The organism is Vogesella aquatica, assembly GCF_028548455.1.
Classification (GTDB): domain Bacteria; phylum Pseudomonadota; class Gammaproteobacteria; order Burkholderiales; family Chromobacteriaceae; genus Vogesella; species Vogesella aquatica.
Genome location: NZ_JAQQLF010000020.1, coordinates 61,914 through 74,859 on the forward strand (window position 1 = coordinate 61,914; position 12,946 = coordinate 74,859).

Below are 12,946 nucleotides of genomic sequence, written 5' to 3' on the forward strand. Positions count from 1 at the left end.
ACCTATCACACTGTCGGCATGATTCACACCGCCAGCTTAGGTCCCCCATGAACCCGCACGAGAAAACCCTGCCCGAGCGCGCCTTGCACGCCGTCCTGTATGAAGTTTGCGCCATGCTGATATTGGTACCACTGGGCAGCTGGCTGCTGGGGCACAGCCCGGCGCAGATGGGGGTGCTGGCCATCATGCTATCCACTATTGCCATGAGCTGGAACGTGGTATTCGGCGCCCTGTTCGAGCGGCTGGAACGCGCGCGGCAGTGGCAACGCACGGTGGCGGTACGCTGCCTGCATGCCACGCTGTTTGAAGGTGGCCTGGTGTTCATCTGCGTACCGGTAGTGGCCTGGTGGATGGCAATAAGCTACTGGCAGGCGCTGCTACTGGATATCGGCATTTTGCTGTTCTTCTTGCCGTACACCTATGTTTTCAACTGGGTATACGATGCGGTGCGGGCGCGATACCTACGCCGGGGCCAAGAGTGAAGAAAGCACGCAACAATGCCTGACCGCTTTGACTTATAGAGAAGTTGTCGCAACTGATAGCTGGGGCAAGAATGGGCTTCCGTGCAGCAGTACTGCACCCCGTAACAGAATGGAAGTCCATGCATCCAAACCAGTGGCTGCTGCTTATTGTCCAGTTTTATCTCTATGGTACGGGCTGGCTGCTGGCCATTCTGCTCATCCGCAAGCTGCGCCGCCTGATGTGGCATTACAGCCTGTCATCACTTTGCCTGGCCTCCAGCCTGCTGCTGTGCATGCTGATGCCGGCAGGCCTGCTGTCCAAGCCCCTGCCCTACGCACTAATGTCATGGCTGCTGCTGGCCGGCTTTGCCTGTGTGGCCAACGGGAACCTGCTTTTCATGCGCTTGCCGGCGTTCACGCACCAGACATTGCTACTGGGCAGCCTGGCCGCCACCTTACCGCTGCTGCTGCTGGGCTGGCTGGGGCTGAAGGACTGGCGGCTGATCGTCATCTCGCTGGAAGTCGCCGTCCTCATCCTGTGGAGTACCTGGCTCACCCATTCGGCCACGCTGCACGAGTTTCCAGGCCCGGGCACTTGGCTGTTCCAGCTAACGAGCACCCTGTTCGGCCTGCTGTTCCTGGGGCGTGCCATGCTGCGCCTGTGGCTGGGCGAAAACGTGATACCCGAACTGTACCAGCCCGGTGGCAATAACCTGCTGCAAGCCGTAGCCTTCATGGTGATGTCGGCCATTTTCAACCTCACCGCCACGGTCCGCATTGCCGCCCGCATGGCAAGGCAGCTGCACAAACTGTCGCAACACGACCCGCTCACCAGCCTGCTCAACCGCCGCGCCCTGCATGCACCGCTCACCGAAACGCAGCTGCAGCGGTTTCCCCGCTACAGCATCATCATGATCGACATCGATCACTTCAAAGCCATTAACGATGACTACGGCCACAATATCGGCGATGCCGTGCTGGCCAAGTTCGGCCGCATCCTCAGGCTATATCACAGCGAGCACTGCCAAGCCTTCCGGCTGGGAGGGGAAGAATTTGCCCTGGTACTGCAAGACACACCACTGGAAACAGCACTGCTACAAGCCGAGCAGCTGCGACACCACATTGCGCATTCGCCCCTGGTCCGGGATGGCTATCGCATCAGTTTCACTGCCAGCCTGGGTGTGGCTGAGGGCTGTGCCAGCATGCAAAAACTGGAACACGTGCTGAATGCCGCAGACCAGGCCATGTACACGGCCAAACAACAGGGGCGTAACTGCGTCTGCCACACCCCTCGCTCGGCAAGCTATGTCAGCTCGGCCCTGCTGCGGCAAAACCCTTGATCTGCTTGCTAGTAGCCACGATGACGCGCGACCTGGCCGGCCACCGCCTCGCCCTGTACCAAACGCTGCAACCTGTCTGCAATCTGCGCTACCGCCTGCTGGCGCAAGGTGATGGCGGCAATATGCGGTGTTAGCGTTACCGACGGGTGCTGCCACAAGCGGCTATCTGGCGGTAGCGGCTCTTGGGCAAAGACGTCCAGCTGGGCACAGCGCAGCCGCCCCTCGTCCAGCGCGGCCAGCAGTGCCATTTCGTCCAGCAGGTCACCACGGCCGGCGTTGATCAGCATGGCACCGGCAGGCAAACGCGCCAGAGTGGCCGCGTCCAGCAAACCTGCCGTCTCGGGTGTGGAAGGCAGCACGCAAGCCAGTACATCACTTTCCGCCAGCAAGGCGTGCAAACCCGCTTGCCCATGGTGGCTTACCAGCCCCGACAGGCTACGCGGCGTACGGCTCCAGCCCTGTACGCGGTAACCGTCTGCCTGCAAGCCACGCGCCACCGTCAGGCCGATTTCGCCCAGCCCCAGCACCCCGACACGCACATCGGCGGGCAAACGCGGCGGCAGCATTTTCCACACCCCGTCAGCCTGCTGGCGGCGGTAGATATCCATATGCCGCTGGTAAGACAACACGCCAAAGCGCACGTACTCCAGCATCTGCGCCGCCATGCCACCATCCAGCAGGCGGTAGATCGGTAGCTCCGGGTCCAGGTCATCGCGCGCCAGCAGCTTGTCCACCCCCGCCCCCAGGGCAAACACGCCACGCAAGGCCGGCAAACCGGCAAATAGCCCGGCGGGCGGCCCCCAGGTCACCACATAAGCCACCTGGTTCGGGTCATCCAGTTCATCCAGCGTGATAAACGTCTGCTGCGGCATGGCCGCACGGAACAGTGCGATGTAAGCCTGGGTTTCTTTCGTGCTAGGGGTATGGAGCAGGATCATGGTATGGCGCGCCAAAGGAAGATCAGCACTTATAAACCAGCCGGCTAGCGGTGCCAAGATACAGGCTGGTGCTAGCGCGCCCGGCACTGGCTATTGATGATATGAAACGGCCAGTCTCCGCCGGCTTGCGCCTTGACAGCAGCGAGCAGGATAGCGCCACCCGGCCACCGGCGTCAGGTGCCACAAAAAGTGCGGTAGCCGCGTGCCAGCTCGGCACTGGCCGGCAGGGCGTAGCGTTCCAGCCCCGGGCGCTCCGCATAAGGCTGGGCCAGTACGGCCAGCAACTGCTGCGCCAGTGCCATATCACCGTACTCGCTGGCAGCAGCCAGTGCCTCTTCTACCAGGTGGTTACGCGCAATGTACAAGGGGTTGGCCGCACGCATGCTGCCAGCCACCTGTGCCACAGGCTGGCCACTGACCGCCAGCCGCGCTTGCCAGCGCGCCAGCCAGGCTTGCAAAACGTCTGGCTGCGCGAACAAGGCCGCCAGGCGTGCACTATGCCCATCCAGCACGTCGGCCAGATAGCGCCAGGCCAGGGTGAAATCCACCCGCTGCCGATGCAGCATCAGCAGCCAGTCTTCGGCCAGTACCAGGTCATCTTCCTGCGCATCCGTCAGGCCCAGCTTGCGCCGCGCCTGCGCCAGCCACGCTTGCTGGTAATACGCCTGGAAGCCATGAATCACCCCGGTAGCCTGCGCCACGGCGTCGTCCATCGACGCCGCATCCAGCAGCGGCAGCAGCGCCTCGGCCAGCCGCGCCAGGTTCCACTGCGCGATGGCAGGCTGGTTGCCGTAGGCGTAGCGGCCACGCTCGTCAATCGAGCTGAACACCGTGGCCGGGTCGTAGGTGTCCATAAAAGCACAGGGGCCGTAATCGATGGTTTCGCCGGATAGCGTCATATTGTCGGTATTCATCACGCCATGAATGAAACCGGCGTGCAGCCACTGCGCCACCAGGCTGGCCTGGCGCTGGCACACCGCCTCCAGCATGGCCAGGTAAGGGTTGGCCGCATGCTGCAGCTGCGGGTAGTGGCGCTGCAGCGTATACGCCGCCAGCTGGCGCAATGTAGTGTCGTCGCCACGGTTGGCAAAGTACTCGAACGTCCCCACCCGGATATGGCTGGCCGCCACCCGGGTGAGCACGGCACCCGGCAGCGGGCGGTCGCGGTATACCGTATCGCCGGTAGCCACTACCGCCAGCGCGCGCGTGGTGGGGATGCCCAGCGCGTGCATGGCCTCGCCGATGATCAGCTCGCGTAGCATGGGCCCTACCGCCGCCTTGCCGTCGCCTCGGCGTGAAAACGGCGTGCGGCCGCTACCCTTGAAGGCGATATCGCGGCGCTGCCCTGCCGTATCCACTACCTCGCCCAATAGCAAGGCGCGGCCATCGCCCAGCTGCGGCGAATAGCCGCCAAACTGGTGGCCGGCGTACACCTGCGCCACCGGCTGCGCGCCAGCAGGTAACTGCGCACCGGAAAACAGTGCGGCCAACGTGGCGTCATCCACGCCGCTGCTGCCCAGCCCCAGCTCGCCGGCCAGGGTGGCATGCCAATACAGCAGGTGCGGCGCACTGGGTTTATCCGGGTTGGCCGCAGCGCAGGCCTGCGGCAGCTGCGTGGCGTAGCTGTGTTCAAACGGGATGCGAATCATGGTGACCACCTGGGCAATGTGCATGCAGTACTAGGTAGCCCGTGCGCGGCAAAAGTGCCGCGGCAGGCGAGAAAAAGCCGCCTTGGTAGGCGGCCGGGGTCATGCTTTGTAGGCGTAGCTTAGCGGCCGCGGCCAACCTTGCCGGCGGGCTTGCCCCCCGCACTGCCACGCCCAGCTGCCGGTTTGGCCGCAGCGGGCTTGCCAGTAGCCGGCTTGGCAGCTGCCGGTTTGCCTGCATGCGCCTTGGCGGTGGCGGGTTTGCCATTGCCACGCGGCGCACCGGCGTAGCTGCGCGGTTGGCCCTGCTGCGCCTTGGCGCGGGCGGCCAGGCTCTGGCCGGCAAAGCGGTGGCGTGCCGCAGCCGCCTTGTCGCCCGGTGGCGTCGGCGGAATCAGGCAATGCTTGGCGTGGCCGATCAGGTCGCTGCGGCCCATTTGTACCAGCGCGTCGTAGATGATCTGCCAGTTATCCGGGTGGTGGTAGCGCAGCAGCGCCTTGTGCAGCTTGCGGCGGTAACCGTCACGCACCACGTCTACCTTTTCCGAGCTGCGCGACAGGCGTTTCAGCGGGTTACGCTTGGTGTGCCACATGGTGGTGGCCAGCGCCATCGGCGTCGGGGTAAAGGTTTGCACCTGGTCGAGGCGGAAGTTGTTTTTCTTCAGCCATAGCGCCAGGTTCACCATGTCTTCGTCGCTGGTGCCCGGGTGGGCGGCGATGAAGTATGGAATCAGATACTGCTCTTTGCCGGCCTGGCGGCTGAAGCGCTCGAACAGCTCCTTGAACTTGTCGTAGGCGCCCATGCCCGGCTTCATCATCTTGGACAGCGGGCCGTCTTCGGTGTGTTCCGGGGCAATCTTCAGGTAGCCGCCCACGTGGTGCTGTACCAGCTCCTTGATGTATTCCGGCGATTTCACGGCCAGGTCGTAACGCAGGCCGGACTGGATATTGATCTTTTTCACGCCCGGCAAGGCGCGCGCCTTGCGGTACAGCTGGATCAGCGGCCCGTGGTCGGTACCCAGGTTTTCGCAGATATCCGGGAACACGCACGACAGCTTGCGACAGGAGCGCTCGATTTTCGGGTCTTTGCAGCTGAGGCGGTACATATTGGCCGTGGGGCCACCCAGGTCGGAGATATGGCCGGTAAAGCCCGGCGTCTTGTCGCGGATTTCCTCGATTTCCTTGAGGATGGATTCTTCCGAGCGGCTCTGGATGATGCGGCCTTCGTGCTCGGTAATCGAGCAGAAGGTACAGCCGCCAAAACAGCCGCGCATGATGTTGACCGAGTACTTGATCATCTCCCACGCCGGAATGTGCGCGTCGCCGTACACCGGGTGCGGGTTACGGGCGTAGGGCAGGCCGAACACGAAGTCCATTTCTTCGGTGGTCAGCGGAATCGGCGGCGCATTCAGCCATACGTCGCGTGTGCCGTGCAGCTGCACCAGCGCACGGGCGTTACCCGGGTTGGATTCCAGGTGCAGGGTACGGCTGGCGTGCGCGTACAGGACCGGGTCGTGCGCTACCGCCTCGTAAGACGGGATGCGGATCACGGTTTTGGCGCGCTCGGCGCGGCGCTTGGCCAGGCGCTCTTCGCGCGACTCGATTCGGATCACCTGCGGCTTGCTCGGGTCGTTGGCCGCAGTGGCTTCGGCAGCCTGCTCGGGGATCTCCTGATACGGGTTCAGGATCACGTCCACCTTGCCCGGCACATCCACCACGCTGGAATCCATCTCCTGCCATTCGTCGTCCGGCTTCCAGCCGTGCGGCACCATGAAAGCCGTACCGCGGATATCGCGCATCTCGGACAGCTTTTCGCCACGGGCCGCACGGTGGGCGATCTCCACCAGCGCGCGCTCGGCGTTGCCGTACAGCAGGATGTCGGCTTTGGACGTGGCCAGCACCGACTGGCGCACCTTGTCGCTCCAGTAGTCGAAGTGGGCAATACGACGCAAGGAGGCCTCGATGGAGCCGATCATCACACCTACGCCAGGGTAGGCTTCGCGGCAGCGCTGCGCGTACACGGTCACGGCGCGGTCCGGGCGCTTGTTCGGCTCGCCGTGCGGGGTGTAGGCGTCGTCCGAACGCGGGCGGCGGTCCGCCGTGTAGCGGTTGATCATGGAGTCCATATTGCCGGCGGTGACGCCGTAAAACAGGTTGGGCTTGCCCAGCGCGCGGAAAGCGTCGGCGCTGTTCCAGTCCGGCTGCGCAATGATGCCCACGCGGAAACCCTGCGCTTCCAGCAGGCGGCCCACCAGCGCCATCCCGAAACTGGGGTGGTCGATATAACAGTCACCACTGATGATGATGATGTCGCAGCTGTCCCAGCCCAGCTCGTCCATCTCGGCACGGCTCATGGGCAGGAAAGGGGCGGTACCAAAACGTTGCGCCCAGTACTTGCGGTAGCTGTTAATGGCTTGGGGTGCGGCAGGAAGCGTCATTGTGTACAGGTGTTTCTTGAAAGACCGCGCATTGTGCCAGAAAGCGCTGGCGCTTTCACCTGAAAAAATGCTTTTCTTTCATCAACATAGCGAGAAAATAACCCTGTAGCCAGGCTGGATTTCGCGTGGCACCACACTAGCATCACAAAATAGTGCCAAGTAATTTGCTCACTATTCTTTAGTATTCGATAATGATTTAACACTATTGCCGAGTACATCAGCATGCCCGCTCATTCGTGGTTGGCTCGTTTGTCCATCAGGGCCCAGTTTCTGCTGGTTTTATCCATTGTCGGCATCGGGCTTATGCTCACCGGTGGCATGTCATGGCGACAGCTGGAAGAGCTGCGTATCAACGGCCCCGCTTATAGCCGCATTGTGCAAGGCAAAGACCTGATCGCCGATATTCTGCCGCCACCGCGCTACATCATCGAATCTTATCTTGTTGTCATGCAGGCGCAGCATAGCCAGAGCCTGACCGCTGTACGCACCTACCAGGACCGGGTACAACAGCTGGAAAAAGAGTTCCAGGCACGGCACGAATACTGGCAACGCATGCCGCTGAACGATGAAAGCCAGCGCTTGCTGCTGCAAGCCTCCGACAAACCTGCGCGCGAGTTCTTCAAACTGGCGCGCGAGCAGTACTTTCCGCAGCGCCTGGCCGAGCAAGATACCCGCAGCGTGCTTACCCAGCTGGCCAACCATTACCAGCAGCACCGCTATGAAATCGACAAACTGGTAAAACGCGAAAACACCCTGCTAGCCGAAGAGGAAAAACGCGCCGAACAGCTGGTGCACCAAGGCCGACTGTTTCTGGCGGGCACCATTGTGCTGGTGCTGCTTTTGTCCATCCTTCTGGTACACCAGATCAGCAATCAGCAACGCCGCAGCGTAGACCAGCTGCGTAAAGCCATGGCGGGGCTGGCCAAAGGGCAGCTCAACCTGACGCTGCCACCACAACCGGACAACGAGCTGGGCCAGATAGGACAGAGTACGGAAGACATGCGCCACAGCCTGCAGCAGCTTATCGTGCAGATGCAAAATGCCGCCGGCGAGCTGCAGGGCAACGAGCAGGATATCCAGCACGAGGCGGCACAAGTACAACAGCTGGCCAGCCGTCAGCGCGAGCGCATTGGCCAGATGAGCGAGCAAGTACAATCGCTGACCAACACGCTGGCACGCTTGGCTACCGACAGCGAACACTCGGCCTCCACCTCGGTAGCAGCCATCGAATCAGCAGGCAATAGTGGCCGCGACCTGCAGCAAAGCAGTGAAGTACTGGCCAATGTAGTAGAAACGGTGCGCGAAACCACCATACTGCTGGACGAGCTTACCCAGAAAGCCGGCCAGATCGTGGGTGTGGCCAACACCATTCACGAGATTGCAGAACAAACCAACCTGCTAGCCTTGAACGCGGCCATCGAGGCGGCACGCGCCGGCGAAAGCGGCCGTGGCTTTGCGGTAGTCGCAGACGAGGTACGCAAGCTGGCGGAACGTACGGCGCAATCCACCGGCAGCATCAACGACATTCTGGGCACCGTACAGCGCTCTACTACCGAGGCGGCCATGAGTATTCGCCAGGGCCTGGCCCAGTCCGAGCAGGGGCTGGATAAAGTACAGCAAGCCAGCCACAGCGTGAGCGCCCTGCAGGAAAGCATCAACTCGCTGGGCCAGGCCTTGCAGCACGTCGTACAACAGATACAAGGCAGCCAGCAACTACGGCAGGAAGTGCAACAAGAGTTGGGCGAGGTGCTGCAGGATACGCATAATCAGCATGAGGCGGTCGACCGGCTGTACGGCCTGATTCGGGTTGCCGACCAAACCACACAGAAGCTGGAACAAGCCAGCCACCGATTCACACTTTAGGCTGTACTCACCATGGCACCCACTCCCCGCGTACTGGCGGCTGTACTGCTCCCGCTGATCGGCCTTGCTGCTTTGGCAACCCCCCGGCAAACCACGGTGGCGGTAGCATTCGGTGAATCATTGGAACCGTATGTGATTCCACAACTGGAAGGCGGTATCGAGCTGGACATCATCCGGGCAGCGTTAAAAAGCCAGCAATACGAGATGAAGCCGGTATTCCTGTCGCAAAAACGCCTGCCGCAAGCCCTGGCCGACCGCAAGATAGATGCAGTAGCCACCATCGTGCCGGAGTCCGGCGCCAAAGGGGCGTATTCGGATGTGTACATCAGCTACGAAGACAAGGCCATTAGCCTGACCCAGCGCCGCCTGGAGATTCATCGCATTGCCGACCTGGCCGGCTATAGCATCTCGGCCTTCCCGCTGGCCGGGCAATACCTGGGCACCGAGTTTGCCGCCATGGCGGCCAAGCACCCGGACTACCACGAGACCGGTAACCAGATAGACCAGAACCGCCTGCTGTACCGTGGCAGCATCGATGTGGTGGTGGCCGACTACCGCATCTTCAACTACATGAATAAACGCATGCAGACCGACTTTGGCGAGACCCCTTTGCCTGTCAGCTACCACGACATTTTCATCAAGCTGCCCTACCGGGTATTGTTCCGGCAGCCCGCCCTGCGCGACGCCTTCAACCAGGGCCTGAGGCACATCCAGCAAAACGGCGAATACCAGCGCATCCTGAAGCGATACAGCTAAGGCACGGTGGGCTAGAATGCCGCATTGCATTCCGGCCCCCTACCATGAAAAAACTCCTCTGCCTGCTAGGCAGCAGCGGCATGTTGGCCGCCTGCGCCACACCGGTTAGCCCGCTGGCCAGCCAGCCGGTACCAGCCCCGATCCTGCAGCAAAACCAGCCGACCACCCCGTTACCGCCGGTAAGTAGCCAGCCCTTGCCCCAAGCAGCGGCAAGCAGCCAGCCGGTGGTGACGCCTCCTGTCGTGGTAGTGCCACCGCCGGTTGTGGTGGCGCCAGTCAAACCAGTAGCGGCCAACCCCAAGGTCTTGCTGGACAAGCTGCTACCCGATTACGTGAAGCCGCGCCAGGGCTGGCGCGACGATCTGGTATCGGCGTTCAGCGCCTTGCAGATTCCGCATAGCGCCGAAAACTACTGCGCCGTCATCGCCGTCATCGAGCAGGAATCCACCTTCCAGGCCGACCCCGTCGTACCTGGCCTGCCAAAAATTGTCTGGGGCAAGATCGGAGACAAAGCCGGTAACTACTATGTACCGCTGCCGGTGGTGAAAACTGCTTTGCTGAAAAAGTCGCCGAACGGCCAGAGCTACAAGGAGCGCATCGACAATCTGCGCACCGAAAAAGAAATGAACGACCTGTTTGAAGACATGTCGGCCGAAGGGCAAAAGCTGGGTTTGCCGGTTGGCATGAAAAACCCCATACGTACCGGCGGCCCCATGCAAGTCAGCGTGGAGTTTGCCGAAGCGCACGTACGCGCCTGGCCCTACCCCTATGCCCGCAACGGCAGCATCCGTGATGAAGTGTTCAGCCGTAAAGGCGGTATTTACTTCGGTAGCGCCATCCTGCTGCAGTACCCGGCACCGTATAGCGAGATGCGTTACCGCTTTGCCGACTTCAACGCCGGGCGCTACGCCAGCCGCAATGCCGCCTTCCAGCAAGCCGTGGCCAGGCTGAGCAGCAGCAGGCTGGCGCTGGATGGCGACTTGTTACGCTACAAGAACGGCCAACCCGGCAGCGACAGCAGCAGCACCCAGCTGGCACTGGCCAAGCTGCGCGCCCGCCTGGGCTTGAGCGACGCCGACATGCTGCGCGACCTGAAACAGGAAAAAAGTGCCGGCTTCACCCAGACCGCGCTGTATGGCCGCGTAATGCAACTTGCCGACCAAAGCCAGGGGCGCAAGGTGGCGCGCGAGATCATGCCGGAAATCCGTCTGCAAAGCCCCAAAATCACCCGCAAGCTCACCACGGCCTGGTTTGCCGACCGTGTCGATGGCCGCTATCAGCGCTGCCTGGTACGGCGTTAAGCTGGGCCGACAAGCAAAAAGCCCTTCCGCATCGGAAGGGCTTTTTTCATATAAGCACATCGCAAGGCACGCGCAGCAAGTTAGCCTGCCGCCCCATTGCCTGGCTACAAAGAACACCAAACGCAAAAAAGCCACCCGAAGATGGCTTTTTTACTGAAACTGGCGTCCCCACGGGGATTCGAACCCCGGTTACCGCCGTGAAAGGGCGATGTCCTAGGCCTCTAGACGATGGGGACCTAGTGGCGCACCCGGAGCGATTCGAACGCCCGACCCTTTGGTTCGTAGCCAAATACTCTATCCAACTGAGCTACGGGTGCGCTGTGTGGCGGAGAAAGAGGGATTCGAACCCTCGATACAGGTTTAAGCCCGTATGCTTCCTTAGCAGGGAAGTGCCTTCGACCTCTCGGCCATTTCTCCGTCAACAGAACGCCATATTAATTAACACTTAGCGTTCTGTCAACCACTACTTGCAATAATTTTGCCTATGCAGGCTGATCCAGACCAAACACCTTGTGCAGCACGCGTACGGCCAGCTCCAGGTATTTCTCGTCGATCAGTACCGACACCTTGATTTCAGAGGTGGAGATCATCTGGATATTGATGCCCTCTTCCGCCAGGGTGCGGAACATGGTGGAGGCCACACCACAGTGCGAGCGCATGCCTACGCCGACGATGGACACTTTGGCCACCTTGTCGTCGGAGTCGATCTTGCCGGCGCCGATGTGGGTCTGCACGTCGCGCAGGATAGCCAGCGCCTGCTGGTATTCGCCACGCGGCACGGTAAAGGAGAAGTCGGTGGTGCCGTTCTCGCCCACGTTCTGGATGATCATGTCCACTTCGATGTTGGCATCGGCGATCGGGCCCAGAATCTGGTAAGCGATGCCCGGCTTGTCCGGCACGCCTTTCACGTTGATACGTGCTTCGTTACGGTCAAACGCGATACCTGCCACTACGGCCTTTTCCATGTTCTCATCTTCCTCAAACGTAATCAGTGTGCCTTCGCCCTCGTCTTCAAAGCTGGAGAGCACGCGCAGGCGTACTTTGTATTTGCCGGCAAACTCTACAGAGCGGATCTGCAGAATCTTGGAGCCCAGGCTGGCCATCTCGATCATCTCTTCAAAGGTGATGGTCTTCAGGCGGCGGGCTTCCGGCACCACACGCGGGTCGGTGGTATACACGCCATCCACGTCGGTATAGATCTGGCACTCATCCGCTTTCAGCGCGGCAGCCATGGCCACGGCCGAGGTGTCGGAACCGCCACGACCCAGCGTGGTGATATTGCCGTCTTCGTCCAGGCCCTGGAAACCGGCCACCACGACAACACGGCCAGCGTTCAGGTCGGCACGCATGGCGGCTTCGTCGATAGACTGGATACGGGCCTTGGTGTGGGCGCTGTCGGTCACCACGCGCACCTGCCAGCCGCAGTAGCTCTTGGCATTCACGCCGATTTCTTTCAGCGCCATGGCCAACAGGCCGATGGTGACTTGCTCGCCGGTAGAAATCACCACGTCGAGCTCGCGTGGGTCCGGGTACTCTTGCAGCTCTTTCGCCAGGGCGATCAGTCGGTTGGTTTCACCACTCATGGCCGAAACCACCACCACTACATCATGTCCCTGGGCTTTCCATTTGGCGACACGGCGGGCCACGTTCTTGATGCGCTCAGGGGAGCCCATCGAGGTACCGCCGTACTTTTGTACGATAAGTGCCATGTTTTATTTTCTTGAATAGGGTTGGGATGTCGGACAATGATTCTGTCCCGATACACCCCCTTATGGCAAGGCACTTGTAGCGCATTTGGCCTGCTTTTTTGCTGCCATGCGGCATGTGGACGCAGACTGTTCAATGGATACAAAATACCATTGAAAAGCAACAGCAACTGTACGCATCATTTGACAGACTTGCGCGGCCAACTAGCATGATAAGAGAAGCCGCTAAAAGATAAACACAGCCGCACCAGGCAGACTGGACAGACCATGAAACACATTATCCTGGTGGTAGACGATTCGCCGGTACTCAGACAGATCTCTTTCGAAACGCTCAGCGAGGCCGGTTATAAGGTAGTGGAGGCAGAAAATGGCAAAGCAGGGGCCTGTCCGAATTTTTGTGTAAACGGGGTTTGGGTTACGCCTGTGGAATGCGTTCCTCGAACTGAATGGTAAAGCGAGTCAGCGCCGCCTTCCAATCCCGAATCGGCATGGTCCAC

General features: G+C 60.9%; 9 protein-coding genes and 3 tRNA genes. 5 read left to right on the forward strand and 7 right to left on the reverse strand.

From position 1 onward, the window contains the following. The first annotated feature begins 47 nt into the window (after positions 1-47). Both PQU95_RS14765 and PQU95_RS14770 read left to right on the forward strand, forming a co-directional pair. Entirely contained in the window at positions 48-482 is a 435-nt protein-coding gene (locus PQU95_RS14765) for a multidrug/biocide efflux PACE transporter (RefSeq protein WP_272752714.1), read from the forward strand. Between the two features lie 119 nt (positions 483-601). Next, entirely contained in the window at positions 602-1,801 is a 1,200-nt protein-coding gene (locus tag PQU95_RS14770; RefSeq protein ID WP_272752715.1) for a GGDEF domain-containing protein, read from the forward strand. Positions 1,802-1,809: 8 nt separating this feature from the next. On the opposite strand, the gene PQU95_RS14775 is transcribed toward PQU95_RS14770, so the two are convergent. The 3 genes from PQU95_RS14775 to PQU95_RS14785 all read right to left on the reverse strand — a co-directional run bounded on the left by PQU95_RS14775 (position 1,810) and on the right by PQU95_RS14785 (position 6,823). Further along, positions 1,810-2,739: a 2-hydroxyacid dehydrogenase gene (locus tag PQU95_RS14775; RefSeq protein ID WP_272752716.1), complete on the reverse strand. Its 930-nt coding sequence runs from the start codon at positions 2,737-2,739 to the stop codon at positions 1,810-1,812. 173 nt (positions 2,740-2,912) lie between these two features. Next, positions 2,913-4,388 (reverse strand): protein adenylyltransferase SelO, encoded by a 1,476-nt coding sequence (locus PQU95_RS14780; protein ID WP_272752717.1) that lies wholly within the window; start codon positions 4,386-4,388, stop codon positions 2,913-2,915. A 119-nt stretch (positions 4,389-4,507) separates the two neighbouring features. Further along, positions 4,508-6,823 (reverse strand): YgiQ family radical SAM protein, encoded by a 2,316-nt coding sequence (locus tag PQU95_RS14785; protein ID WP_272752718.1) that lies wholly within the window; start codon positions 6,821-6,823, stop codon positions 4,508-4,510. A gap of 318 nt (positions 6,824-7,141) precedes the next feature. Between PQU95_RS14785 and PQU95_RS14790 the strand changes: the two genes are divergently transcribed. From PQU95_RS14790 to PQU95_RS14800, 3 genes are all read left to right on the forward strand, one after another. Next, positions 7,142-8,686: a methyl-accepting chemotaxis protein gene (locus PQU95_RS14790; protein WP_272752719.1), complete on the forward strand. Its 1,545-nt coding sequence runs from the start codon at positions 7,142-7,144 to the stop codon at positions 8,684-8,686. A gap of 132 nt (positions 8,687-8,818) precedes the next feature. Beyond that, entirely contained in the window at positions 8,819-9,442 is a 624-nt protein-coding gene (locus PQU95_RS14795) for a substrate-binding periplasmic protein (RefSeq protein ID WP_272752720.1), read from the forward strand. Between the two features lie 44 nt (positions 9,443-9,486). Beyond that, positions 9,487-10,743: a DUF1615 domain-containing protein gene (locus tag PQU95_RS14800; protein WP_272752721.1), complete on the forward strand. Its 1,257-nt coding sequence runs from the start codon at positions 9,487-9,489 to the stop codon at positions 10,741-10,743. Positions 10,744-10,903: 160 nt separating this feature from the next. Here the strand turns inward: PQU95_RS14800 and PQU95_RS14805 are convergent. The 4 genes from PQU95_RS14805 to PQU95_RS14820 form a co-directional block, all read right to left on the reverse strand. Next, positions 10,904-10,979: transfer RNA gene (locus PQU95_RS14805), tRNA-Glu, on the reverse strand. Positions 10,980-10,983: 4 nt separating this feature from the next. Then, positions 10,984-11,060 (reverse strand) — tRNA-Arg (locus PQU95_RS14810). 6 nt (positions 11,061-11,066) lie between these two features. Further along, positions 11,067-11,160, reverse strand: a tRNA-Ser gene (locus tag PQU95_RS14815). A gap of 65 nt (positions 11,161-11,225) precedes the next feature. Then, positions 11,226-12,452 (reverse strand): aspartate kinase, encoded by a 1,227-nt coding sequence (locus PQU95_RS14820; RefSeq protein ID WP_017508151.1) that lies wholly within the window; start codon positions 12,450-12,452, stop codon positions 11,226-11,228. Positions 12,453-12,946 lie beyond the last annotated feature (494 nt).